Genomic DNA, 23,558 nt, shown 5'->3' on the forward strand with positions numbered 1-23,558 from the left:
GGTCCTCCGTTGTCCATCGTGAAGATCAACGTCCTGACCGTGCCCGCCGAGATGCGGGAGGAGCTGGAGCGGCGGTTCTCCGGCCGGGCCGGGATGGTGGAGTCGGCCGACGGGTTCGAGTGGTTCGAGCTGCTGCGGCCGGTCGAGGGCACCGACCAGTACCTCGTCTACACGCGCTGGCGCAGCGAGGAGGACTTCCGGACCTGGCAGCAGGGCCAGGCGTTCCAGCGCGGCCACGCCCAGGCCGCCGCGGGTCAGGGCCAGGGCCACGGTCACGGGCAGGGCCCGGCGGCGACGGACTCCCAGGTGTGGAGCTTCGACGTCGTGCAGAGCGCCGGGCCCAAGGGCTAGGCGTCGAGGGGGTTGGCGGCGATGCGGTCGGCGATCCCGCCGCGCACGAACCGGCCGGCGTAGCTCGACGGCTTGCGCGCGCCCTGGTCGGCGATGCAGGCGGCGAACTCCTTGGCGATCTCCAGCCGCGGGTAGCGCTCCAGCACCTCGTGCCGCACGCCGTCGGGGATGTCCTCGGTGCGCCGGCCGGAGATGTCCATGCCGGTGGAGAGCTCCAGCAGGTGGCCCTCCGGGTCCTCCTCCACCGGCACCTCCTCCCACATGTGCCGGATGATCACCTCGGAGGCGCGCAGCCGGCGCTCGGGCGACCAGCCGGCACCCGCGCAGAAGGCCCAGGCCACGTGCCCGCCGGCCTCCTCGAACGGCACCGTCTGGCTGTCGAACTCGGCGACCAGGCCGATGTCGTGCAGCATGGACGACACGTAGAGCAGCTCGGCGTCGAAGTCGATCGCCCTGTTCTGCGCGTACGCGGCGGCCCAGAGGTACGCGCGGATCGAGTGGTTGAGCAGCGAGGGTGACTGGTAGCGGGTGGCCACCTCCAGCGCACCGCGGCAGGCGGGCGTGTCGGGCAGCACGATGTCGTCGAATCTCACGGCTCCAGCATGACATCCGGTGCGTCGCAGGCACCGGCGGGCATCGGGCCGTTAACGATCCGGTACGCGACTTGACCGGTTGATCGTGATTCCGAAAGCATGTCCCGCCCTCACTTTCTTGTCCGGAAGGAACCCTGGCGTGCGCCGGCTCGCGATACCTCTTGCCCTCACGCTCGCGCTCGGCGGGCTGACGAGCCCGGCGATGGCCGCCGACAAGGTGACCCGTACCGCACAGTGCCAAGGCGACTGGCTGCCGGGCACGCCGACGGCCGAGGACGTCATGAAGGGCGAGATCTCGCTGGTCGGGCTGCCGGCGTACAAGCTGGGCAAGGACATCGACTGGGGGGCGAGCCCGTACCGGAACCGGTCGTGGGAGTTCGTCTTCCAGTCGTTGCGCTGGATGGGCACGCTGGTCGTGGCCTACGAGAACACCGGCGAGCGGCGTTACCTGGATCGTGCCACCGAGATCACCAAGGACTGGGTGGCGAGCAACCGGCGCGGGGCCGCCGCCACCAAGCCGTACGTGTGGAAGGACCACCCGGTCTCGCTGCGCACGCAGCCGCTGCTGTGCCTGAGCATGCACGTCAAGGAGAGCTGGCTGAAGGACAGCCTGGCCGACCACGCCAGGCTGCTGTCGGACGCGCGGCTGTACAAGAAGGGCCACAACCACGGCATCGACCAGGACATCGCCCTCATGGGCATCGGCTGCCGGTACGGCCGCTCCGACTGGTCGAACCTGGCCTCCAGGCGGCTCACCGGCACGGTCAAGCTCGACGTCGACTCCCAGGGCGCGCTCATGGAGCAGGCCCCCCGCTACGCCGTCTACGTGTACGGCCGCCTCCAGGTCGCCATCACCAACATGAAGGCGTGCGACCGCAAGGTGCCGGCCGAGATCAGCCGGCGGGCCGAGGCGCTGAAGGACTTCATCGCCCACTCCACGATGCCCAACGGCTACATGGTCCCCATCGGCGACGGCAGCGCCGAGACCGAGCCGAAGATGGAGACCGGCACCCCGAAGCAGAAGGTCAAGGTCTACAAGGCCGGTTACGTCTACGGCCGGACGGCCTGGGGCAAGCCGGACTCGTCGTACTACTCGATCAGGTTCGGGCCCGGCATGAAGTTCCACGGGCACGAGGACCACCTGGGCGTGACGTACTACGCGCAGGGCCGCGACATCCTCATGGACGGCGGCTTCCACTCCTACGAGAAGAGCGCCTACCGCTACTGGACGCTCTCCCCCGAGGCACACAACGTGCCGGCGGTCGAGGGGGCCCGGTTCCGGCCGCGCACCTCGTCCCGGCTGACCAAGACCTCCTACGGCAAGGACCGGCAGGCCTTCCGCCTCACGGACAAGGCCTACGGCGTGAGCCGGACGCGTTCGGTGCTGGTGAACCACGGCCAGGACCTGATGGCGGTGCTCGACACGGCCTCCGGGGGCAAGAAGGTCAGCAACCTGTGGCGGTTCGCGCCCTCGTACAAGGTCGTCTCGAACAGCGGCGGCAAGGTGGTGCTGGCCGACGGCGCCTTCAAGGTGACGCTGATGCAGTTCTCCGCGTGCGAGCGGGTCGGCGGCCAGAAGGTGGAGCGCGGCGGCAGGCTGGGCTGGGTGTCGCCCACCTACCTGGCCAAGGACGCGACGAACGTGGTGGTGTCGCCGGCGGCGAAGTCGCTGCTGACGGTGATCGTGCCGGGCACCGACTCGCCCAAGGTGTCGTGCTCGGGCGGCAAGCTCAAGGTCGAGGGCGAGACCCTGTCGGCGGGCCTGCTCTAGCCGGTCTAGAAGGCGATCCGGCGGTACCACTCGTTGGCGAGCATCTGGGCGCGGGCCCGCTCCGGCAGCCCGGTCAGCATGGTCATCGACGCGCCGCGCTCCACCTCGGACTCGTGGGCGAGCATGGCCGCCCACTTGCGCTCCGACCAGCGCGACACGTCGATCGCGGCCGAGACCTGGTGGTCGGGGACCCCGGGCAGCGCCTGGCCGGGCTCCGGATCGGCGCCGAAGACCGCCCGCCAGTGGGCCGTCACGACCGAGCGCGGGACGGTCGCCAGGTAGAGCGCGTGCGGCCGCCAGGGGTCGCCCGTGCCGGGGTAGAGCTGGTCGTAGCCGGCCGCCTCGACCGCGGCCAGGGTGACCCGGTGCACGTGCACGTGGTCGGGGTGGCCGTAGCCGCCGAAGCCGTCGAAGGTGAGCACGACGTCGGGCCGGACGGCTCTGATGTGCTCGACCAGCAGGCCCACCGCCTCGTCGAAGGGCACGTCGAGGAAGCGCGGGCGGCCGGGGGCGGACTCGGGCTTGCCCGCGTCGGCGAGGCCGAGCAGCCGGGGCTTGCCCGCGCCGAGGATGTCGAGGGCGCGTTCCAGCTCCTGCGCCCGCTGGGTGCCCTCGGCCCAGGTGCAGGTGACGACGGCGGTCGTGGCGCCCTCGTCGGCGTATTTGGCGAGGGTGCCGCCGGTCCAGATCGCCTCGTCGTCCGGGTGGGCGTGCACGCCGAGCACACTGAAGCTCATGGGTCACCATCGTATGGAGGCCGGGCGCCGGTCGGGACCCGCGTAGGCTCTACGCGAACACCCGTCCCCCCGGAAGAGATGAGCCGATGAGCGAGCCTGTGCCCCCTGACCTGCTGGAGATCGCCGACGCGCTCGTGCCCGGCGCTCCCCTCGGCAGCGCGCGGCTCGCCCCCGGCGGGATGCACGACGTCGTGCTGCTTCCCGGGGTGGCGGCCGTGCGGGTCGGGCGGCGGCCGAGCGTGAGCGCGGCGCTGCCGCGGCGGACCGAGCTGCTGCGCGCGATCGCGGCCGCCGGGCTGCCGTTCGCGGTGCCCGAGCCGCTGACGCCGGTGACGACGTTCGGGGAGCGCGCCGCCGTGGCCGTCTCCTGGCTGGACGGCGCCGGGCTCGGCGCGGGGCAGGGCGACCCGGCCCTGATCGGCGAGCTGCTGGGCGCCCTCCGCGAGCTGCCCGTCACCCCGGAGCTGCGCGCCCTGCTGCCCGCCCCGCGCTCGTACGCCGGGCCCGCGAGCTGGAGCACGATCCTCGCCGAAGAGGTCGTCCCGCGCTTCCCGGCCAGGTGGCGGGAGGAGGGACGCAGGCGCCTCGACGACGCCCTGGCCCTGGAGCAGGTCCCCGACTCGCTGGTCCACGGCGACCTCGTCGGCGACAACGTCCACTGGGACGCGAACGGCAAGCTGGTCGGCGTCCTCGACTGGGACCGGGCCCACCTGTTCGACCCGGCGATCGACGCGGCCTTCATGGGCTGGCACGGCTGGGAGCACCTGCGCGACGCCGTCGACGCCGGCACCTATCGGCGGGCGGTCACGTGGGAGCGCGCGTTCGGCGTCAATCAGCTCGTCGCCCTCCTCGTGCTGGCCGGCGAGCCCCTGACCCTCGTGGACAGCTTCACCGCCCACGTGGTGGCCTGGCTGGACGAGGACGGCGGCCCCGACCGGCTCTAGGCCGCCCGTTCCGGCGTGCGCATGATCGACACGCCCACGGCGCCGAACGCGGCCAGCAGGATGACCGGGCCGCCGATCCCGAGGACCAGGTTCCACGCGCTCGCGCCGAACAGCCACACCACGATGCCCGCCAGCACGCCCGCCGGGAACCACCAGCCCGCCAGCCCCGCCCGCGCGTACGCGACCGCGACGAGTACCAGGCCCAGGAAGGACCCGATCATGCCGGGCAGCTGCCAGGCGGCGATGAGGGCGGGCTGCGCGGCGTCCTGCATGAGCTTCTCGGCCTGCGCGGCGGGCAGGGCGTCGAAGAGCACGATGTCGAAGAAGTCCGAGATCATCAGCGACGAGAAGTTGATCAGGCCGGGCACCGCGAGCGCGCCCGCGACGGTGGCCAGCGCCCTGCCCTTGCCCCGGACGAGCAGGACCATGCCGATCACCCCGGGCACGAACAGCACCCAGGTGTAGTGCAGGAGCGTCGCGCTGACGCCCACGGCGCCCGGGTTGTGCGCGTAGACCAGCGGGTCCTCGACCCCGGGCTCGGACGGGTCGGTGATCATGCCGAGGATCAGGCAGACCGGGGCCAGGACGAGGCTCGCGCCGGCCAGGAAGCGGCGGATGGAGAGTGCGTCGGTGAACATGCCGGGCACGGTAGGCGTCGCCCGCCGGGCCCGTCGTCAAGGCAGGCTTGGACTCGGCGTCCCCCTTACGGGTGATTCCGCTGCACATTGCGACATTCCGGGCGGGCTACTCTCGCCTCATGCTCCACCGCCGTTCCCCCTCCCCCGTCGACTGGCTCGTGGCGGCGGTCGTGGCCCTGTTCGCGGTCGCGGAGGAGGTCAGCGTGCGCTCGATGGCCTCTCCGCGCTCCTACCTGCTGCTGTGGATCGCCGCCGGGCTGGTCACCGCCGTCGCGGTGCTGTTCAGGACGCGCGCGCCGTTCGCGATCCTGGCCGGCTACTCGGCCGCCAACATCGCGACGTTCGCGCTGGCGCCCGGCTCCCCCGCGGCCTGGCAGTTCTACACCCAGCTCGTCCTGCTGTGCACGCTGCTGGCCGAGGTGCGGCCCGACAGCGCGCGGGCCGTGGCCGGGCTGACCGCGACGGGCGTGTTCGTGGCCGCCATGCTGTCCAGGACCTCCCCTCCGTCGGGCTGGGGGGACGTCGCCGTGGCGCTGGTGATGTGCGCCATCGCCGCCGGAGCCGGTCTGGCCGTACGCCGCCACCGCGTGCTGGCCGTGCAGGCGGCAGAGCGCGGCGCGCTGCTGGCCCGCGAGTCGGTGCAGGAGGAACGGGCCCGCATCGCCCGCGAGCTGCACGACATCGTCGCGCACAGCGTCAGCGTGATGACCATGCACACCGGGACCGTACGGCTGCTGCTGCGCGAGGACCAGGAGCCCGAGCGGCAGGCGCTCACCACGGTGGAGGCGGCCGGCCGGGAGGCCATGGAGGAGCTGCGGCGCATGCTCGGGCTGCTGCGCGGCACGCAGGCCGGCGATCTGCTCCCGCAGGCCGGCCTCGACCGGCTGGAGGAGCTGCTGGAGCAGTTCAGGTCGGCGGGGCTCGACGTCACGCTGGCGGTGGCGGGCGAGCGGGCGCCGTTGTCGGCCGGGCTGGATCTGTCGGCGTACCGGATCGTCCAGGAGGCGCTGACCAACACGCTCAAGCACGCGGGGCCGACGCGGGCGGCGGTGAGCGTCTCGTACCTGCCGGCGGAGCTCCGGCTGGAGATCACGGACCGGGGGCCGCGCGGCCCCCGGCCGCCGTCGGCCGGGGGCGGCGGCCACGGTTTGATCGGCATGCGCGAGCGGGCCGCCCTCTTCGAGGGCACGCTGACGGCCGCCCCTCTGCCTGAAGGCGGCTTCACGGTACGAGCGGAGCTCCCCCTGTGACCCCCTCCTCCCCGAACGCCCCCTCCACCCCCGACGAGCCGGGCGGCGGGAGGATCGGCGTGCTGATCGCCGACGACCAGGCGATGATCAGGGCCGGGCTGCGCCTGATGATCGGCACCCAGCCGGACCTGTCCGTGCTGGGCGAGGCGGCCGACGGCGAGCGGGCCGTGGAGCTGGCCCGCGGCCTGCGCCCCGACGTCGTGCTGCTCGACATCGCGATGCCCCGCCTGAACGGCCTGGAGGCCGCCCGCCGCATCCTGGCGACCCCGGCGCCCCCACGGGTGATCATGCTGACCACCTACGACACCGACGAGAACCTCGACCTCGCCCTGCACGCCGGGGTCAGCGGGTTCCTGCTCAAGGTGTCGCCGCCCGAGCACCTGTTCGCCGCCATCCGCAGCGCCGCGCGGGGCGACGTCCTGCTCGACCCGGCGGTGACCGGCCGCGTCGTGGCGGCCTACCGGCGTACGGCCCCCGCCCCGTCGCCGGCGGCCACGGGGGTGACCGCCCGGGAGGAGGAGGTGCTGCGGCTGGTGGCGCGGGGCCTGTCCAACACCGAGATCGCCGGCACGCTGTCCATCACGGAGGCGACCGTCAGCACCCACATCAACCGCCTGCTGACCAAACTCGCCCTCCGCGACCGCGCCCAGATGGTCCGCCACGCCTACGAATCGGGCCTCGTCCGCCCCGGCGACCCTGCGGACGACATCCCGTCGATCGGATGATCCGCTTCCATGAAGGTGATGACCGCCACCGAAGCGTCCGGAAGCTTCGCCGCCGTGATCGGACCGGCCCCCACGGCACCGCGCATCCTGGTCACCATGGACGCCTCCGCAGCCCGCTCGGAGCGGGCTCCGCCTCCAGGGTCAGCCGCAGTCGCGGCCCGCGCGCAGCAGGCCGTACGTGACCGCCTGCTCCAGCGCCTGCCACGAGGCGTCGATGATGTTCTCGGCCACCCCCACCGTCGCCCACTCGGCGGTGTCGTCGCTGGAGGTGATGAGGACGCGGGTGACGGCGTCCGTGCCGTGGGTGCCTTCGAGGATGCGGACCTTGTAGTCCACCAGCTCCAGCCGAGCCAGCTCGGGGTAGAGCTGCTCAAGCCCCTGCCGTACGGCCTTGTCCAGGGCGTTCACGGGGCCGTTGCCCTCGCCGGTGGCGACGATGCGCTCGCCCTTGGCGTGCAGCTTGACGGTGGCCTCGCTGACCAGCTCGCCGCCCTTCGTCCGCTCGACGATCACCCGCCACGACTCCACCTCGAAGTGCCGCCGCCGCGCCCCCTGGACGGTGTCGCGCAGCAGCAGCTCGAACGACGCGTCGGCGGCCTCGAAGGTGAAGCCCTGCGACTCCAGGTCCTTGACGCGCTCGACGAGCGTCTTGGTGTGCTCGGGGGTCAGCTCGTAGCCCAGCTCGCGGCCCTTGAGCTCGACGGAGGCGCGGCCGGCCATGTCGGAGACGAGCATGCGCATGTCGTTGCCCACGGCGGCCGGGTCGATGTGCTGGTAGAGGTTGGGGTCGACCTTGATGGCGCTGGCGTGCAGGCCGGCCTTGTGGGCGAAGGCCGACATGCCGACGTAGGGGGCGTGCGAGTTGGGGGTGACGTTGGTGACCTCGGTGATCGCGTGGGCGATGCGGGTCATGTCGGCCAGCGCCTCCCGCGGCACGAGGTCGAAGCCGCGCTTGAGCTGGAGGTTGGCGACGACGGTGAAGAGGTTGGCGTTGCCCGAGCGCTCGCCGTAGCCGTTGGCGCAGCCCTGGACGTGCGTGGCGCCCGCCTTGACCGCGGCGAGGGTGTTGGCGACGGCGCAGCCGGTGTCGTCGTGGCAGTGGATGCCGACGCGGGCCCCGGTCTGGACGGCCGCGTGCACGGTCTCGGCCAGCTCGTCGGGCAGCATGCCGCCGTTCGTGTCGCACAGGGCGATGACGTCGGCCCCGGCTTCGGCCGCGGTCCGCAGCACTTCGAGCGCGTAGGCTGGGTTGGACGTGTAGCCGTCGAAGAAGTGCTCGGCGTCGAGGAAGACTCGCTGTCCCTCCGCACGAAGGTGAGAAACCGTGTCGCGGATCATCGCGAGGTTCTCCTGGAGAGTCGTGCGGAGGGCCAGCTCCACGTGCCGGTCGTGGCTCTTGGCGACAAGGGTCACGACCGGCGCGCCGGATTCGCGCAATGCGGCTACCAATGGGTCGTCGGCGGCCTTCACACCGGCCCGGCGGGTCGCGCCGAACGCGGCGAGCTGCGCGTGCTTCAGGTCGAGCTCTGTTCGAGCGCGCCTGAAGAACTCTGTGTCCTTGGGGTTGGCGCCCGGCCAGCCCCCCTCGATGAAACCGACGCCCAGGCTGTCCAGCTGCCGTGCGATGGCGAGCTTGTCGACGACGGTGAGGTTGAGTCCTTCCTGCTGCGCGCCGTCGCGCAGGGTCGTGTCGTAGACGTGGAAGCGGTCGTCGGCCATGAAGTCTCTTCTTTCGGATCCGTGTTCTGGAAAACAAAAAGACCCCTCACGGACGTGAGAGGTCTGCGCGCTGGCGGTGTCCCTGTGTCAGCCAGCGCGCCTGCCGATAATGAGCAGACCGTAGAACATGGTGCCTGTCAGTCTGCCACAGGGATTCACCATCTGGCACATCGGTCTCAAGTTGTGGACACGACCTTTACACTTGCACGCCGGCGCCGCCGGTGACTGCGCGTTCGAGCGCCGCCGGGTCGAACACCTCGTTGCCGAGCTGCTGCCCGTCGAGCAGGACGGTCGGCGTGCCCTGGATGTGGATCTTCGAGGTCTCCGCCAGGTGGGTCTTGGCGTACGACTGCGAGGTCACGCACTCGTCCACCGAGGCGCCGGCCTTCCTGGCGGCGGCCACCAGCTCCTGCACGGTGAAGCCCGAGGCCGAGCCGTGCGGGGCGGGCTGCATGGCGTAGAGCTCGTCCCTGAAGGCCAGCCAGTTCTCCTCCGGCACGCATCGGGCGGCGGCCGCGGCCCTGATGGAGTTGGAGCGCATGGGCTCGTCCTGGAAGATCGTCACGGGGTGGAAGACGACCTTGAGCCTGCCCTCCCTGGCCAGCTTCTGGATCGTGCCGTCGACCTTGGAGTGCATCTCCTTGCAGATCGGGCAGTCGAAGTCTTCGTACACGTCGAGCACGGGCGCGTCGCTGGACCTGTCGGCCAGCACCATCGAACCGTCGAGCTGCCTGGTCAGGCGTACCGACCCGGCCGTCTCACCCGGCTCCGAGAAGGCCAGCACACCCAGCATCACCAGCGCCGCACACGCGACCGCGACCGCAACCAACCGCTTCATCATCCGCCCACTTCCCGCTCACCGATCGCGCAGACCCTACCAACGACAGAACCACTCTCCGGACGGCCACCCTGAACAGGACCGGCGCGGCTCCCTCATTGGTACCTGATGACGATGGGAGAACGCCGTGAGGGGAGAATGACCTTCATGAAGGCGAACCTCCTCGACCCCGCGGTGGGCCGGTACATCCTCGACCACTCCACCCCGCCCGACCCCCTGCTCGACGAGCTGGCACGGGAGACCGCCGAGGCGACGGGCGACGCCGCCAGGATGCAGATCTCCGCCGACCAGGGCCGGTTCCTGACCATGCTGACCCAGCTCGCGGCCCCGGCCGTGGCGGTCGAGGTGGGCACGTTCACCGGCTACTCGTCGGTGTGCATCGCGCGGGGATTGTCCGGCGGGCGGCTGCACTGCTTCGACGTGAGCGAGGAGTGGACGTCGATCGCCCGGCGCTACGTCGATCGCCCGGCGCTACTGGGAGCGGGCGGGCGTGAGCGACCGCGTCTCGCTGACGATCGGGCCCGCCCTGGAGACGCTGGCCGCCTTCGACGAGCGCATCGACCTGGCCTTCCTCGACGCCGACAAGGGCAACTACCCCGGTTACTACGAGTTGCTGGTCGAGCGGCTGCGGCCGGGCGGCCTGCTGCTGGCCGACAACACGCTGCGCAGCGGGCACGTGGCCGACCCGGCGCACTCCGAGCCGACGACGGTGCAGATCCGCGAGTTCAACGACCTGGTGATCGAGGACCCGCGGGTGAGCGTGGTCATGCTGCCGGTCGCCGACGGGATCACGATGATCAGGAAGAACCACTAGATCGCGGGACGCCGCCGCCGTTACTCTGAGTGATCCTTTGGAAACCCCCCGGGAAAGCATGAGGACGGCGGCATGGTCAGGCCCCTGGAAGAGCGCTACCGCACCGTGCGCGAACTGTTCCCCGAGTTCCGCATCGAGACGGTCCAGGGCCGGATCGTGGTGAACGAGCCGGGCACCTGGCAGCACAACACGATCCTGTCCCGGACGTTGTTCCAGCTCGCCGCCGCGGCGGCGGTCCGGGGCTGGGAGATCTGGCCGAACATCACCGTCTACCTGGGCCCCGGCCACGATCTCTACGTGCCCGACCTGGCCGTGGTCCCGCGCCGGCCGCGGCTGCACGAGGAGCACGCCGTCCACGGCGCCTCGACGATCCTGCTCGTGGACGTCGTCTCGGTGGCCACGACCTACGACGTGCACTTCGTCAAGACGGGCGGTTACGCGCGCGGCGGGGTGCCGCTCTACCTGGTGATCGACCCGTTCCAGCGGCTGGTGACGCTGTTCGGCGGGCCGGGCGGGCGGCGCTACCGCAGCGAGAGCGTCGTCTCCCTGGGCGAGCCGGTGTTCCTGCCCGACCCGTGGAACCTGCACGTCGACACCGCGGCCCTGACGGAGGCCGGCGCCTGAACGCCGGCCGTCCGCGCGGCTCTAGCCGATCTTGTGGATCCAGTTGCGGGTGTCGGGACGGGCGCCGTACTGGATGCCGACGAGCTCCTCGCGCACCCGCATCGTCACCGGGCCGGGGGTGCCGTCGGCGATGGTCCAGGAGCGGTCGTCGCCCCTGACCGAGCCCACCGGCGTGACCACGGCGGCGGTGCCGCACGCGAACACCTCGGTCAGCTCGCCGGAGGCGCAGGCGGACTCCCACTCGTCCACCGAGATCAGCCGCTCCTCGGTCTCCAGGCCGAGGTCGCCGGCCATCTCCAGGATCGACTCCCGGGTGATGCCGGGCAGCAGGGTGCCGGTGAGCGCCGGGGTGACGAGCTTGTTGCCGAAGACGAAGAACAGGTTCATCCCGCCCATCTCCTCGACGTACTCGTGCTTGTGGGCGTCGAGCCAGACGACCTGGTCGCAGCCGTTGTCGACGGCCTGGCGCTGGGCGACGAAGGCGGCGGCGTAGTTGCCGCCGCACTTGGCGAAGCCGGTGCCGCCGGGCGCGGCGCGCGTGTACTCGGTGGACAGCCAGACCGAGACGGGCTTGATGCCGCCGCTGAAGTACGAGGCCGCCGGCGAGGCGATCACCATGTACTTGTAGGTCTTCGACGGGTAGTTGACGCCGAGCCCGGCCTGCGTGGCGAACATGAACGGGCGCAGGTAGAGGCTGTGGCCCTCGGTGGTCGGCACCCACTCCTTGTCGGCCGAGACCAGCAGCTCCAGCGACTCCACGAACGCCTCCTCCGGCAGTTCGGGCATCGCCATGCGCTCGGCCGAGCGGTTGAAGCGGGCGGCGTTCGCGTACGGGCGGAAGGTCGCGATCGAGCCGGAGATCTGCCGGTACGCCTTCAGGCCCTCGAACAGCTCCTGCGCATAGTGGAAGACCGAGGTCGCGGGGTCGAGCGAGAGCGGCCCGTACGGCATGAGCCTGGCGTCGTGCCAGCCCTGGCCGTCGGTGTAGTCGATCGAGATCATGTGGTCGGTGAAGACCTGCCCGAACCCGGGGTTCGCCAGTACCTGCTCCCGCTCGGCCGCGGTGCGAGCGTGGTCGGAATGCTGCACGTCGAAGCTGAGCTTCTGAGCGATGGTCATGACGGCGGTCCTTCTCTCTACGAATCTGCGACTTCGAAAGCTGATTCTGGTAGCTACTGCCCGCGAGCAGTATTCGTACTTCCTAGTGTCTCGCGATTTGGGATAGCAAGAGGCAGTTGGGGTGGTTCGATCCGATGATCGCGAGAGAACGCCCCTGGTGATCGCCGGGAGGCGCCTTCCGCGAACGCGAAAAAGCGCCTGGCAGTCCGCGTTCGGACCGCCAGGCGCGTGCGGGGCTAGGCGGTCCTAGCCGGCTACTCGCGCGGCGATGTCGTCGCCGATCTCGCTGGTCGAGCGGCCGGCGCGGCCGCTCACCCGCTCGGCGATGTCGGCGGCCACGGCCTGCTCGACCTTGGCGGCCTCGGCGTGCAGGCCGAGGTGGTCGAGGAGCATGCCCACGGACAGGATGGTGGCGGTCGGGTCGGCCTTGCCCTGACCGGCGATGTCGGGCGCGCTGCCGTGCACCGGCTCGAACATGCTCGGCGAGGTGCGCTCGGGGTTGATGTTGCCGCTGGCCGCCAGGCCGATGCCGCCGGCGATCGCGGCGCCGAGGTCGGTGATGATGTCGCCGAACAGGTTGTCGGTGACGATCACGTCGAAGCGCTCGGGCTGGGTGACGAAGAACATCGAGGCCGCGTCGATGTGGCTGTAGTCGGTGGTGACGTCGGGGAACTCCGCGGCCACGCGGTTGACCGTGCGCTGCCAGAGGTCGCCGGCGAAGGTGAGCACGTTCGTCTTGTGGACGAGCGTGAGCTTCTTGCGGGGCCGCGACTGAGCCTTCTGGAAGGCGTACCGCACGACGCGCTCGACGCCGTGGGCGGTGTTCAGCGACTCCTGGGTGGCGATCTCGTGCGGCGTGCCGCGGCGCATGACGCCGCCGGTGCCCGCGTAGAGGCCCTCGGTGCCCTCGCGGACGACGACCATGTCGATGTGCTCGGCGGTGGCGCCGGCCAGCGCGGTCTCGACGCCGGGGAACAGCTTGACCGGCCGCAGGTTGACGTAGTGGTCGAACTCGAACCGGAGCTTGAGCAGCAGGTCGCGCTCCAGGATGCCGGGCGGCACGCTGGGGTCGCCCACGGCGCCGAGCAGGATCGCGTCGTAGCCGCGCAGCTCTTCGAGCACCGCGTCGGGCAGCGTCTCGCCGGTGCGGTGGTAGCGGGCTGCGCCCAGGTCGTAGTGGGTGGGCTCGATCTTCGTGCCCACGGCCTCCAGGACCTTGAGCCCTTCGGCTACGACCTCGGCGCCGATGCCATCCCCGGGGATGACGGCCAGGCGGATGTTACGCGACTCCATGGGCGGTACCTTACCGGCTCGTCTCGGCTGACGAACACATCATCTCAACAACCGGACAATCCGTTTTGGGGGGATTGCGACCTTTTGACCGTTTCGTTAGAGTCCGACGAGCCTAATCCACGCAGCCGCTGCGTGGAGCCGGGGACCCACCTTTCCCCCCGGGGCGAATCGGCCGCGCCTCCCCCCGAGGAGCACCGCCGTAGGGCTACTTCCAGGCCCGAGCCCGTCAGCTAACCCGGCCGGCCACGTGGAAGGACAGTCCCCTGTCTAGCATCGCCATCCTTGTGGCGGTGGCAGCGGGCGCCGCAGGTCTCGCGCCTGCCGCCCCCGCGGCTCCCGTCGCTCCCGCCGCCCCCGCGGCTCCCGCCGCTGCGGCCGCCCCCACCCCCTCCGTCACCCTCACCGGCCCCCAGGTGAAACAGGTCCAGCAACGGCACGTGCCGAAACCGGCCTGGAAGGTCGCCCTCGAATACGCCATGGACAAGCGCGGCACCCCGTATGTGTGGGGCGGCGCCAGCGAACGGGGCTACGACTGCTCGGGCCTCATGCTCCGGGCCTACGAGGACGCCGGCATCGAGCTCCCCAGAACCGCCGCGGAGCAGTACGGCGCCTTCTCCAGGAAGATCTCCTGGAAGGACCTCAAGCCAGGCGACCTGGTGTTCTTCAGCGGCCTCGGCCACGTCGGCATGATCTCCAAGCCCGGCTACATGGTCCACTCCCCCCACACCGGCGACGTGGTGAAGGAGGAACGCCTGTCGCAATGGCGCAGGCAGGCCTTCGTCGGCGCGGTACGCCCCGACCCCAAGGGCGTCAAGCGCTGGGCCGCCTACAAGCAGCTCCAGAAGGCCCCCGCCCCCGCCATGCTCACCGCGACCCTGTGACGACGACCTTCCCCGGGGCGTGCCCCTCCTCCTGGTAGCGGACGGCCGCCGGGAGCTCGCCGAAGGGGAAGGTCCTGTCGATGACCGGGGTGACCGCGCCCCGCTCGATCAGCCCGGTCAGCGTCAGCAGGTTCGCCCTGTTGCTCCCGCAGCGGACGACGTCCGCCCTGACGATCCGCTGCGGGACGAAGGGCCCCGACGCGAGCGCGGCGAACATGTGGCCGGCCGGCTGCACCCAGCGGCCGGCCGGCCCGCCGACCAGCACGTACGTGCCCTTCCTGGTCAGCACGCGGCGGCAGTCGGCCGGCCGGCGTCCGCCCGCCACGTCGAGCAGCAGGTCGAAGCGCCGCCCCGACGCCGCGAAGTCCTCCTTGGTGTGGTCGATGACGTCGTCCGCGCCGAGCGAGCGCACCAGGTCCGCGTTCCGCCCGCTGCACACGCCCGTGACGTGCGCCCCCAGCGCCTTGGCGAGCTGCACGGCGAACGTGCCCACGCCGCCGGACGCGCCGTTGACCAGCACTTTCTGGCCCGGCTGGAGGCGTCCCTCGTCGCGCAGCGCGATCAGCGCGGTGTTGGCCGCCATCGGCACCGCCGCCGCCTGCTCGAACGACAGGCCCGCCGGTTTGGCCGCCACCTCGCCCTGCCGCAGGCAGACGTACTCGCCGAAACCGCCCCCGAGCGACATCGCGTACACCTCGTCGCCGGGACGGAACAGCGTGACGTCCTTCCCAGCCGCCTCCACCTCCCCCGCCACGTCGGCCCCGAGGACGGCGATGCGAGGCCGGCGCAGCCCGACCCCGCCGCCCATGACCCGGGCCAGGTACGGCTCTCCCCGCATGTAGTGCCAGTCGTAGGGCTGCACGGACGTGGCCCGCACCCGGACCAGCACCTCGTCGTCGCGCGGCACGGGCCGCTCGACGTCGGTCAGGACGAGCTGGTCGGGCGAGCCGAACGAGCGCAGGACGTACGCCTTCATCGCTTTTCTCCCTTGTGCTGCCGCCGATGTGCCGCCAGTGTGGGCGCGACCTGCGCGGACGCTCAACGGTCGAAAGGCGACGGCTCGATGGCCGAAAGTACGACCGCCCTCCCGCCGATGGTGCGAATCAGGACCGGCCGTCCGCGCGATGACCGGGTGCGGGCGCGGGCGGCACGCTCTCAGGCATGAGATGGATCGCACCCGCCGGGCTGCTCGCGCTCAGCGTCGTCCCCCTGGTCGCCGGCGCGCTCCGGCTGACCGAACTGGCCGCGGGCGCCCCCGTCACGGCGGACAACGCGCGCTTCTTCGCCATGCCGGCGCCGGTGTTGCTGCACATCCCGGCGTCCCTGGTGTTCTGCGTCCTCGGCGCGTTCCAGTTTCAGGCCCGGTTCCGGGCCCGGCGGCCGGGGTGGCACCGCGCGGCGGGGCGGGTGCTGGTGGCGTGCGGGCTGGTCGCGGCGCTGTCGGGCTTGTGGCTGACGCTCTTCTCCGACCTGCCCGCCGGCGACGGGACGCTGCTGGCCGCCTTCCGCCTGCTGTTCGGGACGGCCATGGCCGCCTGCCTGCTGCTCGGCCTGGCCGCGATCCGGCGGCGCGACGTGGCCCGGCATCGCGCGTGGATGACCCGCGGGTACGCGATCGGGCTCGGCGCGGGCACGCAGGCGTTCACCCTGGCGTTCGGGCTGGCCGCCTTCGGGCCGCCCGGCGAGCTCGGCCGGGCGCTGCTCGTCGGCGCGGGCTGGGTGATCAACCTGGCGGTGGCCGAGTGGGCCGTCCGCCGGGGGCGCGGACCCCGGCGCGTCCGTGGCGGTCGCGGAGGCCCTGGCGGTCGCGGAGGCCCTGAGGGTCGCAGAGGCCCTGGGGGTCGCGGAGGCCCTGGCGGTGGCGGAGGTCAGGTGCGTACGCGGTCGGTCTCGTAGGCCCACATGGCGATCTCGACGCGGTTGCGCACGCCGAGCTTGGTCATCAGGCTCGCGACGTGGCTCTTGACCGTGCTGAGCGAGATGTGCAGCTCGCGGGCGATCTCGCTGTTGGTCCGCCCTCGGGCCACGGCGCGCAGAATGTCCTCCTCGCGGCCGGTGAGCGCCTCGACCGGCTGCGCGGGCGCCTCCGTACGCCCGGCTCCGGCGAACGCGGCCAGCAGGCGCGCGGTCACGCTCGGGGCGATGAGCGCCTCGCCGCCGGCCGCCGCGGTCACCGCCTGGGCCAGCAGCGCCGGGCCGGCGTCCTTGAGCAGGAAGCCCCTGGCCCCGGCGCGCAGGGCGGCGTAGACGTACTCGTCGAGGTCGAACGTGGTGATCACGACCACCGCCATGGGGTCGGCGACGTCGGGACCGGCCAGCTCGCGGGTGGCCGCGATGCCGTCGAGACCGGGCATGCGGATGTCGAACAGGCACACGTCGGGGCGCAGGCGGCGGGCCAGCTCGACGGCCCGCCTGCCGTCGCCGGCCTCGCCGACGACCTCGATGCCGGGCTGGGCGTCGAGGATCATCCTGAGCCCGGTGCGGGCGATCTCCTGGTCGTCGGCGACCAGCACCCGGATGGCCGCCACCCCCTCCGGGGCGACTCCCACGGCCTCCTGCCGGGCGTTCATGCGGTCTCCTTCGGCAGGACGGCGGTGACCGTCCAGCCCCGGTTGGGGTTGGGGCCCGCCTCGCAGGTGCCGCCGAGCAGGGCGGCGCGTTCGATCATGCCGATCAGGCCGTAGCCGGGCGCGGCGACCCCGCCGGCGCGGTCGCCGTCGTCGCTCACGGTCAGGCGTACGGCGGCGTCGTCGGCGGTGACCCGGACGGTGATGTGGGTGGCGTGGCGGGCGTGCCGCCGGGCGTTGGTGATCGACTCCTGGGCGATGCGGTAGAGCGCCGCGCCGGCCGAGGGCGGCAGGTCGCCGAGCCCGTCGGCGATCTCCACCTCGACGGCCGGGCCGACGCGCGGGCGTCCGGCGAGCCGCCGCAGGTCGTCGAGGTGGCGGCCCGGGGTCAGCTCCGCCGGCTCGTTCCTGCGCAGCACCCGGACCATGGCCCGCATCTCGGCGAGCGTGCGCGACGCCTCGGCCTCGATCACCCGCAGCGCGTCGGTGGCCGCGCCCGGCTCGGAGGCGGCGGTGGCCAGGCCCGCCTGGGCGCGGATGGCCATGGCCGAGACGTGGTGGGCGACGGTGTCGTGCAGGTCGCGGGCGAGCTGTTCGCGTTCGAGCAGTTTGACCTGGTCGAGCTCGCGCAGCCGCGCCCCGGCCCGGTAGCGGAAGGCGCCGCCCAGCCCGACGGTCGCGACCAGCACTCCGAGCGCCGGGACGACGTCGCCGGGCGCCATGCGTCCGGAGAGCAGCGACAGGCCGACCGCGACCAGCCCGGCCGCCATCCCGATCACGGCCTCGCGCCCCGATCCCCACCGGAACAGCGCGTAGAGCACGATCGTGACGAACGCCAGCGTGTACGTCTCCACCGGCTCGCCGCCGGTCAGCAGCGGGGCCAGGGTGGTGGCGCCGAACACGATCGCGACCATGAGCAGCGGCCTGGCCCTGCGCCACAGCAACGTGGGGATCAGCGCGACGGTGACCGCCGTCGAGACCACCGGCCAGCTCAGGTCGGGCCGCAGCACGCCCTCGATCACCGCGGCCGGAACGAGCACCGCGACGAGCGCCCAGTCGCGCCACACCCGCACCGGCGGGCCGGGAGGACGAGGCTCGCGCCACACGGAACGAAGGAGGCCGGCCACCCCCTCATCGTAGGCGCGCCCCCTCCTCCCCGCACCGCCCCGAACCCCGCCCGCAGGCGCGCTCCGGAGCCACCGGCCTGCGGGGGTCAGTGCTTGCGGGCGTCGAAGATGAGGTCCCAGGCGCGGGACTTGGCGTGCGCGACCGCCCCCAGCAGGACGCCGCTGTCGCCCAGCGCGCTGGCCACCACCCGCGGGCGCAGCGGCCCGAGCTCGGCGATGCGGCGCTCCACGGACGCGCCCAGCAGGTCGAGGTTGCGCCCCACTCCCCCGCTCAGCACGATCACCTCGGGATCGAGCACGGCGGCCACGGCCACCAGCAACCCGCCGATGCGCCGGCCCTCGGCCTCCACCACCGACCTGGCCGCCTCGTTCCCCTCGGCGGCGGCGGCGAAGACCTCCCTCGCCGTCTCCAGTTCCAGCCCCGCCGCCCGGGCGGCGCGCACCACACCGGGCGCGGAGGTGGCCGCCTCGGTGGCCCCGTGCGTGAAGGGGTCGGCGTCCTGCGCGGGAGGGCCGGTGAGGGGGTCGTCGGCGGCCGGGATGTAGGAGACCTCGCCCGCCGCCCCCCGCGCCCCGACGTAGAGCTCGCCGTTGATCACGATGCCCATGCCGACGCCGGTGCCGATGGACACCAGGGCGAAGTTGGCCTTGCCCCGCCCGGCCCCGTGGGCGTGCTCGCCGACGGCGGCCAGGTTGATGTCGTTCTCGATGACGAGGTCGACGCCCAGGGCGGCGTGCAACCGGTCGGCCAGGTCGGGCGGGCCGGGCAGGTTGGGGGCGAAGTCGAGGCCGCCGCGCACGGGGTCGTACACACCGGGCGAGCCGACCACCGCGCAGGTGATCGAGCGCCACTCGACCTCGGCCTCGCGGGCCGCCGCCCCGGCCAGCTCGCCGACCAGCGCGGCCAGCTCGGCGGAGGTGCGGGCCGTGTTGCGGCCGTCGGTACGCCCTGCGAACGCGCCGCGCAGGTCGGCCACGGCCACCCTGATCCAGTCGCGGCCGATGTCGATCCCGGCGACGTGGGTCGAGGCGGCGTTCACGTCGTAGAGCGAGGAGACCGGGCCGGGCCGTCCGGACACCTCGCCCACCAGGTGGACCAGGCCGTCCTCGGCCAGCCCCGCCAGGGCGGCCGAGACCGTGGGCTTGGACAGGCCGGTGCTCTTGGCCAGGTCGGCGCGCGAGGCGGGGCCGTGCTCGTGCAGCTGGTCGAGCAGACGGCGCTCGTTGAGCACCCGCAGCAGCCGTGGATTCGCCAGGTCGCGTCGCATGTCCGGCCTCCCTCCGAGGTGCACTCTAGCCAACACGCCTGATAGTAAACTACCTTTCTTACCAAGCGGGGGCGGGCATCTTCTGAGAGGACGAAGTGCGATGCACCGAGCTTGGCGACTCATCCCCGCGGCGGCGGTCCTGCTGGCCGCCGCCTGCGGGAACAGCACCACCGGCACGACCACGACCACCACTCAGGCCGAAGGAGCGCGCAAGGGCGGGACGATCGCCCTGTTCCTCCCCGAATCCAAGACCACCCGGTACGAAGCCTTCGACCGCCCCCTGTTCGAGGCCAAGGTCAAGGCGTTGTGCCCCGACTGCAAGGTGATCTACGGCAACGCCGAGCAGGACGCCGCCAAACAGCAACAACAGGTCGAGGCCGCGCTCACCCAGGACGCCGACGTGCTCGTCCTGGACGCCGTGGACGCCAACGCGGTGGCGCCCCTGGTCAACCAGGCCCGGCAGAAGAAGGTCCCGGTGGTCGCCTACGACCGGCTGATCTCGGGGATCGACTACGCCTACTACGTCTCGTTCAACAACGTACGGGTGGGCGAGATGCAGGGTCAGGCGCTGCTCGACGCCATGAACGCCAAGGGCACCACGGCCAAGGGCCAGATCGTGATGATCCACGGCTCGCCCACCGACCCCAGCTCGGCCGACTACAAGAAGGGCGCCAAGAGCGTCCTGGACGGCAAGGTCAAGGTGGGCAGGGAGTTCGACACCCCCGACTGGAGCCCCGACAAGGCGCAGCAGCAGATGGAGCAGGCGATCACCGCCATCGGCCGGGACCAGATCGTCGGCGTGCTGTCGGCCAACGACGGCATGGCGGGCGGCGCCATCGCGGCCATGAAGCGCGCCGGCTACAAGGAGCTGCCGCCCATCACCGGCCAGGACGCCGAGCTGGCCGCCGTGCAGCGCATCCTCACCGGCGAGCAGTACATGACCATCTACCTGGACATCAGGCGGGAGGCGGAGAAGGCCGCCGAGCTGGCCGTCGCCCTGACCAGGGGCGAGCAGCCCGCCGCCACCTCCAAGGTGAACAACGGCACGGCCGACATCCCGGCCTTCCTCCTCGACCCCATCGCGGTCACCGCCGACAAGATCAAGGACACCATCGTGAAGGACGGGTTCTACAAGGCCGACCAGATCTGCACGGCCGAGGTCAAGGCCGCCTGCGCGAAGGCGGGCATCGAGTAGATGATCGCGGCGACCGGGATCTCCAAACGGTACGGAGCGGTGCAGGCGCTCGACGGGGCAGGGCTGGAGCTGCGTCCCGGCGAGGTGGTGGCGCTCATGGGCGACAACGGCGCGGGCAAGTCGACGCTGGTCAAGACCATCTCCGGCGCGGTCGTGCCGGACGCGGGCCAGATCACGGCCGACGGCGTGCCGGTGCGCGTCGCCACCCCGCACGACGCGCAGGCGCTCGGCATCTCGACCGTCTACCAGGACCTCGCGCTCTGCGAGAACCTCGACGTCGTGGCCAACCTGTTCCTCGGCGCCGAACGCCGCCGCTGGTCGGTGCTGCGCCACCTGAGCATGGAACGCGCGACCCGCGACCTGCTCGCCCAGCTCGACGTGCGCATCGGCGACATCAGGGTGCCGGTCTCGACGCTGTCGGGCGGCCAGCGGCAGTCGGTGGCCATCGCCAGGGCGCTGCTCGGCGAGCCCCGCCTGGTCATCCTGGACGAGCCGACCGCCGCGCTCGGCGTCGAGCAGACGGCCCAGGTGCTGGCGCTGATCCGGCGGTTGCGCGAGCGCGGGCTCGCGGTGCTGGTCATCTCGCACAACCTCGCCGACGTGCACGAGGTGAGCGACCGGGTGGTGGTGCTGCGTCTCGGACGCAACGCCGGTGAGTTCCGTACGGCCGAGGCCTCCCGCGAGGAGATCGTGGCCGCGATCACAGGAGCGGGCGAATGACGGCGATGCCGATCACGGTGACCGGACGGCTGCGCCAGGGAGAGGCCGGCGCCTGGCCGGTGGTCGGCGGCCTGGTGGCGATCACGATCGTGTTCAGCACGCTCAACGAGCGGTTCCTGTCACCCGAGAACCTCACCAACCTGGCACTCCAGATGGCCGCCACGGGCACGATCGCGCTCGGCGTCATCATGGTGCTGCTGCTCGGCGAGATCGACCTGTCGGCCGGCTCGGTCAGCGGCCTGTGCGCCACGATCATGACGATCGCCCACGTCAAGCAGGGCTGGAACGCCCTGCTCGCCATCCTGCTGGCGCTGGCGGCCGGCGCCGCGATCGGGCTGCTGCACGGGCTCATGCTGACCAAGCTGCGGATGCCGTCGTTCGTGGTCACGCTGGCCGGGCTGATGGGCTGGCTCGGGCTGCTGCTCTACCTGCTGCGCCAGGGCGGGACGATCAACCTGCCGTTCAACGGGTTCATCTCGGGGCTGAGCGACACCTGGCTGCCGGGGTGGCTGTCCTGGGCGCTGGTGATCGTGCTGGCGGGCGGCCACGCCGGGATCGCCACGCTGGCCAGGCGGGCGCGGCTGGCCGCCGGGCTGCCCGTGGCGCCGGCCTGGCAGGTCCCCGTGACGGCGGGCGGGCTGGCGGTCGTGCTCGGCGCGGCGGTGGCGGTCATGTCGGCCGACCGCGGGGTGCCGCTGCTGCTGGTGCTCTTCGGCGCGCTGGTGGTGCTGCTCGACCTGGTCCTGCGGCACACGGCGTTCGGCCGTCACCTGTACGCCGTCGGCGGCAACGCCGAGGCCGCCAGGCGCGCGGGCATCAACGTGACCAGGATCAGGATCCTGGCGTTCGTGCTGGCCTCGACGCTGGCGGCGGCGGGCGGCGTGCTGGCCGCCAGCCGGCTGTCGGCGGTCAACCAGGGGTCGGGCGGCAGCGACATCCTGCTCATGGCCATCGCCACGGCGGTCATCGGCGGCACGTCCCTGTTCGGCGGACGGGGACGGGCCTACGCCGCGCTGCTCGGAGTGCTGGTCATCCAGTCGATCACCAACGGCATGTACCTGCTGAGCGTGGACTCCTCCGTCCGGTTCATGGTGACGGCCGGCGTGCTGGCCCTGGCGGTGGCGATCGACTCGCTGGCCCGCAGGGGCGCCGCCCGGTGAGCCGGGTCCTGGGCATCGACGTCGGCGGGACCAAGGTCGCGATCGGGGTCTCGGGCTCCGACGGGCCCGTGGTCGCCGGGCGCACCCGGCTGGAGACCGGCCCGGACACGCTCGTCCGGGCCCTGGCCGCCGCCCGCGCCCTGGACGCGCGGCCGGCCGCGGTCGGCTTCTCCACCTGCGGGGTGATCAGGGACGGCGTGGTGCGCCTGGCGCCGAACGTCCCCGGCTGGGAGGGGCTGGAGCTGCCCAGGCTGCTGGGCGAGGAGTTCGGCGCGACGCCGGTGGCCATCGACAACGACGTGAACGCGGCGGCGGCGGCCGAGCTGCGGTGGGGTGCGCTGCGCGGCGTCTCCACGGGCGTCTATCTCAACCTCGGCACCGGCCTGGCGGCGGCCCTGGTGGTCGGCGGCCGGGTGGTGCCGGGCGCGCACGGCGCGGCGGGCGAGATCGGCTACCTCCAGGTCACGCCGGGGCAGGCGGCCTTCGCCGACGGGCGGGCGCCGCTGGAGGAGCTGGTCTCCGGCGCGGGGCTGGCGGCCAGGGGCGGCGCGCTGCTCGGCCGCCCGACCACGGCGGAGGAGGTGCTCGCCGCACGTTCCGGGCCGCTGGCGGAGCTGGTGGCGCAGGCATTGTCGGTGCTGACCATGACCGTGGCGAACCTGTGCGTCACCCTCGACCCCGAGGTGCTGGTCGTGGGCGGCGGCATGATGGGCGCGGCCGAACTGATCGTGCCCAGGCTGGCCGGGGAGGTGCGGCGCGCCGTGCCGTTCCCGCCGGAGATCCGGCCCGGCCGGTTCACGGACGACGCGCCGCTGCTCGGCGCGCTCGCCCTGGCCCACGCCGCGGCGCGGGCCTGAGGGCGGCGCTACCGGGCGGAGTTCTGGGGGGCGCCGCCGTTGTCCCTGCGGTCGAGGGCGGTCTGCAGGGCCTCGGCGGCCTCGTTCTCGGTCTCTTCGGTACGGTTCCAGGCGTACATCTCGTACATGTCGCTCATCTCGTTTCGCTGGCGCGTTCCAGAAAAGGGGGCGTCGGACCCCGGTCGCGAATCCGACCGGGCCTGCTCTCGCGGGTCCGGGTCACGGACCGGGCGAAGGGAAGGGACTGACCGGCCGACGGCATCACCACTCACCGCGGCGGGTCGTCGGCCTGCCCTAACAGGCCCCGCCGCGGCAGGTAATGAGTACGAGAACCTGGCGCATTTCCACCCACGGTACCCGGCGACTG

General features: G+C 72.2%; 24 protein-coding genes, 1 pseudogene and 1 riboswitch. Of the genes and pseudogenes, 13 read left to right on the forward strand and 12 right to left on the reverse strand.

Annotation, left to right across the window (positions count from 1 at the left end; translation table 11 throughout):
• The first annotated feature begins 9 nt into the window (after positions 1-9).
• A complete protein-coding gene (locus tag ACIBST_RS16680; RefSeq protein WP_397172475.1) occupies positions 10-351 on the forward strand; it encodes an antibiotic biosynthesis monooxygenase family protein in 342 nt (113 codons plus the stop codon).
• Here the strand turns inward: ACIBST_RS16680 and ACIBST_RS16685 are convergent.
• Positions 348-944 carry an HD domain-containing protein gene (locus ACIBST_RS16685; RefSeq protein WP_397172477.1) on the reverse strand — a complete coding sequence of 199 codons (597 nt, stop codon included), beginning with the start codon at positions 942-944 and terminating at the stop codon, positions 348-350. The genes ACIBST_RS16680 and ACIBST_RS16685 overlap by 4 nt on opposite strands.
• Before the next feature lie 139 nt (positions 945-1,083).
• Between ACIBST_RS16685 and ACIBST_RS16690 the strand changes: the two genes are divergently transcribed.
• Positions 1,084-2,715, forward strand: coding sequence for a heparinase II/III family protein (locus ACIBST_RS16690; RefSeq protein ID WP_397172479.1), 1,632 nt, complete (start codon positions 1,084-1,086; stop codon positions 2,713-2,715).
• A gap of 5 nt (positions 2,716-2,720) precedes the next feature.
• Here the strand turns inward: ACIBST_RS16690 and ACIBST_RS16695 are convergent, their stop codons facing one another.
• Positions 2,721-3,452, reverse strand: coding sequence for a PIG-L family deacetylase (locus ACIBST_RS16695; protein ID WP_397172481.1), 732 nt, complete (start codon positions 3,450-3,452; stop codon positions 2,721-2,723).
• 86 nt (positions 3,453-3,538) lie between these two features.
• Here ACIBST_RS16695 and ACIBST_RS16700 point away from each other — a divergent pair, with 86 nt between their 5' ends.
• Complete coding sequence (locus tag ACIBST_RS16700) at positions 3,539-4,396, forward strand: phosphotransferase (protein ID WP_397172483.1); 858 nt, start codon at positions 3,539-3,541, stop codon at positions 4,394-4,396.
• Here ACIBST_RS16700 and ACIBST_RS16705 read toward each other — a convergent pair.
• Positions 4,393-5,034 (reverse strand): hypothetical protein, encoded by a 642-nt coding sequence (locus tag ACIBST_RS16705; protein ID WP_397172484.1) that lies wholly within the window; start codon positions 5,032-5,034, stop codon positions 4,393-4,395. The two genes, ACIBST_RS16700 and ACIBST_RS16705, sit on opposite strands and share 4 nt — an antisense overlap.
• A gap of 119 nt (positions 5,035-5,153) precedes the next feature.
• On the opposite strand from ACIBST_RS16705, the gene ACIBST_RS16710 reads away from it, so the two are divergent.
• On the forward strand, positions 5,154-6,284 hold the full coding sequence (locus tag ACIBST_RS16710; protein WP_397172486.1) for a sensor histidine kinase: 1,131 nt from the start codon (positions 5,154-5,156) through the stop codon (positions 6,282-6,284).
• Positions 6,281-7,009: a response regulator gene (locus tag ACIBST_RS16715; protein WP_397172488.1), complete on the forward strand. Its 729-nt coding sequence runs from the start codon at positions 6,281-6,283 to the stop codon at positions 7,007-7,009. Before ACIBST_RS16710 ends, ACIBST_RS16715 begins: the two co-directional genes overlap by 4 nt.
• 141 nt (positions 7,010-7,150) lie before the next feature.
• Here the strand turns inward: ACIBST_RS16715 and cimA are convergent, their stop codons facing one another.
• Entirely contained in the window at positions 7,151-8,728 is a 1,578-nt protein-coding gene (gene cimA / locus ACIBST_RS16720) for a citramalate synthase (protein ID WP_397172490.1), read from the reverse strand.
• Positions 8,729-8,924: 196 nt separating this feature from the next.
• Positions 8,925-9,569 (reverse strand): DsbA family protein, encoded by a 645-nt coding sequence (locus ACIBST_RS16725; RefSeq protein WP_397172491.1) that lies wholly within the window; start codon positions 9,567-9,569, stop codon positions 8,925-8,927.
• Positions 9,570-9,713: 144 nt separating this feature from the next.
• Between ACIBST_RS16725 and ACIBST_RS16730 the strand changes: the two are divergent.
• Together ACIBST_RS16730 and ACIBST_RS16735 are read left to right on the forward strand one after the other, a co-directional pair.
• Positions 9,714-10,380 (forward strand): annotated as a pseudogene (locus tag ACIBST_RS16730) (O-methyltransferase).
• Positions 10,381-10,452: 72 nt separating this feature from the next.
• On the forward strand, positions 10,453-11,004 hold the full coding sequence (locus ACIBST_RS16735) for a Uma2 family endonuclease (RefSeq protein WP_397172492.1): 552 nt from the start codon (positions 10,453-10,455) through the stop codon (positions 11,002-11,004).
• A 21-nt stretch (positions 11,005-11,025) separates the two neighbouring features.
• On the opposite strand, the gene ACIBST_RS16740 is transcribed toward ACIBST_RS16735, so the two are convergent.
• Complete coding sequence (locus ACIBST_RS16740) at positions 11,026-12,123, reverse strand: branched-chain amino acid aminotransferase (protein WP_397172493.1); 1,098 nt, start codon at positions 12,121-12,123, stop codon at positions 11,026-11,028.
• 246 nt (positions 12,124-12,369) lie between these two features.
• Positions 12,370-13,416: a 3-isopropylmalate dehydrogenase gene (locus ACIBST_RS16745; protein WP_397172495.1), complete on the reverse strand. Its 1,047-nt coding sequence runs from the start codon at positions 13,414-13,416 to the stop codon at positions 12,370-12,372.
• 99 nt (positions 13,417-13,515) lie between these two features.
• Positions 13,516-13,676, forward strand: a riboswitch (cyclic di-AMP (ydaO/yuaA leader).
• 30 nt (positions 13,677-13,706) lie between these two features.
• Here ACIBST_RS16745 and ACIBST_RS16750 point away from each other — a divergent pair.
• Complete coding sequence (locus tag ACIBST_RS16750; protein WP_397172497.1) at positions 13,707-14,297, forward strand: C40 family peptidase; 591 nt, start codon at positions 13,707-13,709, stop codon at positions 14,295-14,297.
• Here the strand turns inward: ACIBST_RS16750 and ACIBST_RS16755 are convergent.
• Entirely contained in the window at positions 14,281-15,273 is a 993-nt protein-coding gene (locus ACIBST_RS16755; protein ID WP_397172499.1) for an NAD(P)-dependent alcohol dehydrogenase, read from the reverse strand. The genes ACIBST_RS16750 and ACIBST_RS16755 overlap by 17 nt on opposite strands.
• 185 nt (positions 15,274-15,458) lie before the next feature.
• Between ACIBST_RS16755 and ACIBST_RS16760 the strand changes: the two genes are divergently transcribed.
• Positions 15,459-16,193, forward strand: coding sequence for a DUF2306 domain-containing protein (locus tag ACIBST_RS16760; RefSeq protein ID WP_397172500.1), 735 nt, complete (start codon positions 15,459-15,461; stop codon positions 16,191-16,193).
• Here the strand turns inward: ACIBST_RS16760 and ACIBST_RS16765 are convergent.
• From ACIBST_RS16765 to ACIBST_RS16775, 3 genes are all read right to left on the reverse strand, one after another.
• Positions 16,166-16,867, reverse strand: a complete 702-nt coding sequence (locus tag ACIBST_RS16765) for a response regulator (protein WP_397172501.1) — start codon at positions 16,865-16,867, stop codon at positions 16,166-16,168. The genes ACIBST_RS16760 and ACIBST_RS16765 overlap by 28 nt on opposite strands.
• Positions 16,864-17,991, reverse strand: coding sequence for a sensor histidine kinase (locus tag ACIBST_RS16770; protein ID WP_397172503.1), 1,128 nt, complete (start codon positions 17,989-17,991; stop codon positions 16,864-16,866). Before ACIBST_RS16770 ends, ACIBST_RS16765 begins: the two co-directional genes overlap by 4 nt.
• An 86-nt stretch (positions 17,992-18,077) precedes the next feature.
• Complete coding sequence (locus ACIBST_RS16775; protein ID WP_397172505.1) at positions 18,078-19,259, reverse strand: ROK family protein; 1,182 nt, start codon at positions 19,257-19,259, stop codon at positions 18,078-18,080.
• Between the two features lie 100 nt (positions 19,260-19,359).
• Here ACIBST_RS16775 and ACIBST_RS16780 point away from each other — a divergent pair, with 100 nt between their 5' ends.
• The 4 genes from ACIBST_RS16780 to ACIBST_RS16795 are packed head-to-tail and all read left to right on the forward strand — an operon-like array spanning position 19,360 to position 23,191.
• The gene (locus ACIBST_RS16780) at positions 19,360-20,454 is read left to right on the forward strand and encodes a sugar ABC transporter substrate-binding protein (protein WP_397172506.1); all 1,095 of its coding nucleotides are present in this window, start codon (positions 19,360-19,362) and stop codon (positions 20,452-20,454) included.
• The gene (locus tag ACIBST_RS16785) at positions 20,455-21,174 is read left to right on the forward strand and encodes an ATP-binding cassette domain-containing protein (protein ID WP_397172508.1); all 720 of its coding nucleotides are present in this window, start codon (positions 20,455-20,457) and stop codon (positions 21,172-21,174) included.
• Positions 21,171-22,334, forward strand: coding sequence for a sugar ABC transporter permease (locus ACIBST_RS16790; RefSeq protein WP_397172509.1), 1,164 nt, complete (start codon positions 21,171-21,173; stop codon positions 22,332-22,334). The genes ACIBST_RS16785 and ACIBST_RS16790 overlap by 4 nt, the downstream gene beginning before the upstream one ends.
• The gene (locus ACIBST_RS16795; protein WP_397172511.1) at positions 22,331-23,191 is read left to right on the forward strand and encodes an ROK family protein; all 861 of its coding nucleotides are present in this window, start codon (positions 22,331-22,333) and stop codon (positions 23,189-23,191) included. The genes ACIBST_RS16790 and ACIBST_RS16795 overlap by 4 nt, the downstream gene beginning before the upstream one ends.
• 8 nt (positions 23,192-23,199) lie before the next feature.
• On the opposite strand, the gene ACIBST_RS16800 is transcribed toward ACIBST_RS16795, so the two are convergent.
• On the reverse strand, positions 23,200-23,328 hold the full coding sequence (locus ACIBST_RS16800; protein WP_397172513.1) for a hypothetical protein: 129 nt from the start codon (positions 23,326-23,328) through the stop codon (positions 23,200-23,202).
• Between the last annotated feature and the right edge of the window lie 230 nt (positions 23,329-23,558).

Origin of the sequence: Nonomuraea sp. NPDC049684, from assembly GCF_044465345.1 — a bacterium.
Classification (GTDB): Bacteria; Actinomycetota; Actinomycetes; order Streptosporangiales; family Streptosporangiaceae; genus Nonomuraea.

Excerpts from the sequence above, each read along its gene's own strand:
- ACIBST_RS16695 (WP_397172481.1), bottom strand. The coding sequence starts at position 3,452 with ATGAGCTTCAGTGTGCTCGGCGTGCACGCCCACCCGGACGACGAGGCG.
- ACIBST_RS16700 (WP_397172483.1), top strand. The coding sequence starts at position 3,539 with ATGAGCGAGCCTGTGCCCCCTGACCTGCTGGAGATCGCCGACGCGCTC.
- ACIBST_RS16705 (WP_397172484.1), bottom strand. The coding sequence starts at position 5,034 with ATGTTCACCGACGCACTCTCCATCCGCCGCTTCCTGGCCGGCGCGAGC.
- ACIBST_RS16710 (WP_397172486.1), top strand. The coding sequence starts at position 5,154 with ATGCTCCACCGCCGTTCCCCCTCCCCCGTCGACTGGCTCGTGGCGGCG.
- cimA (WP_397172490.1), bottom strand. The coding sequence starts at position 8,728 with ATGGCCGACGACCGCTTCCACGTCTACGACACGACCCTGCGCGACGGC.
- ACIBST_RS16725 (WP_397172491.1), bottom strand. The coding sequence starts at position 9,569 with ATGATGAAGCGGTTGGTTGCGGTCGCGGTCGCGTGTGCGGCGCTGGTG.
- ACIBST_RS16735 (WP_397172492.1), top strand. The coding sequence starts at position 10,453 with ATGGTCAGGCCCCTGGAAGAGCGCTACCGCACCGTGCGCGAACTGTTC.
- ACIBST_RS16740 (WP_397172493.1), bottom strand. The coding sequence starts at position 12,123 with ATGACCATCGCTCAGAAGCTCAGCTTCGACGTGCAGCATTCCGACCAC.
- ACIBST_RS16745 (WP_397172495.1), bottom strand. The coding sequence starts at position 13,416 with ATGGAGTCGCGTAACATCCGCCTGGCCGTCATCCCCGGGGATGGCATC.
- ACIBST_RS16755 (WP_397172499.1), bottom strand. The coding sequence starts at position 15,273 with ATGAAGGCGTACGTCCTGCGCTCGTTCGGCTCGCCCGACCAGCTCGTC.
- ACIBST_RS16760 (WP_397172500.1), top strand. The coding sequence starts at position 15,459 with ATGAGATGGATCGCACCCGCCGGGCTGCTCGCGCTCAGCGTCGTCCCC.
- ACIBST_RS16765 (WP_397172501.1), bottom strand. The coding sequence starts at position 16,867 with ATGAACGCCCGGCAGGAGGCCGTGGGAGTCGCCCCGGAGGGGGTGGCG.
- ACIBST_RS16775 (WP_397172505.1), bottom strand. The coding sequence starts at position 19,259 with ATGCGACGCGACCTGGCGAATCCACGGCTGCTGCGGGTGCTCAACGAG.
- ACIBST_RS16780 (WP_397172506.1), top strand. The coding sequence starts at position 19,360 with ATGCACCGAGCTTGGCGACTCATCCCCGCGGCGGCGGTCCTGCTGGCC.
- ACIBST_RS16785 (WP_397172508.1), top strand. The coding sequence starts at position 20,455 with ATGATCGCGGCGACCGGGATCTCCAAACGGTACGGAGCGGTGCAGGCG.
- ACIBST_RS16790 (WP_397172509.1), top strand. The coding sequence starts at position 21,171 with ATGACGGCGATGCCGATCACGGTGACCGGACGGCTGCGCCAGGGAGAG.
- ACIBST_RS16800 (WP_397172513.1), bottom strand. The coding sequence starts at position 23,328 with ATGAGCGACATGTACGAGATGTACGCCTGGAACCGTACCGAAGAGACC.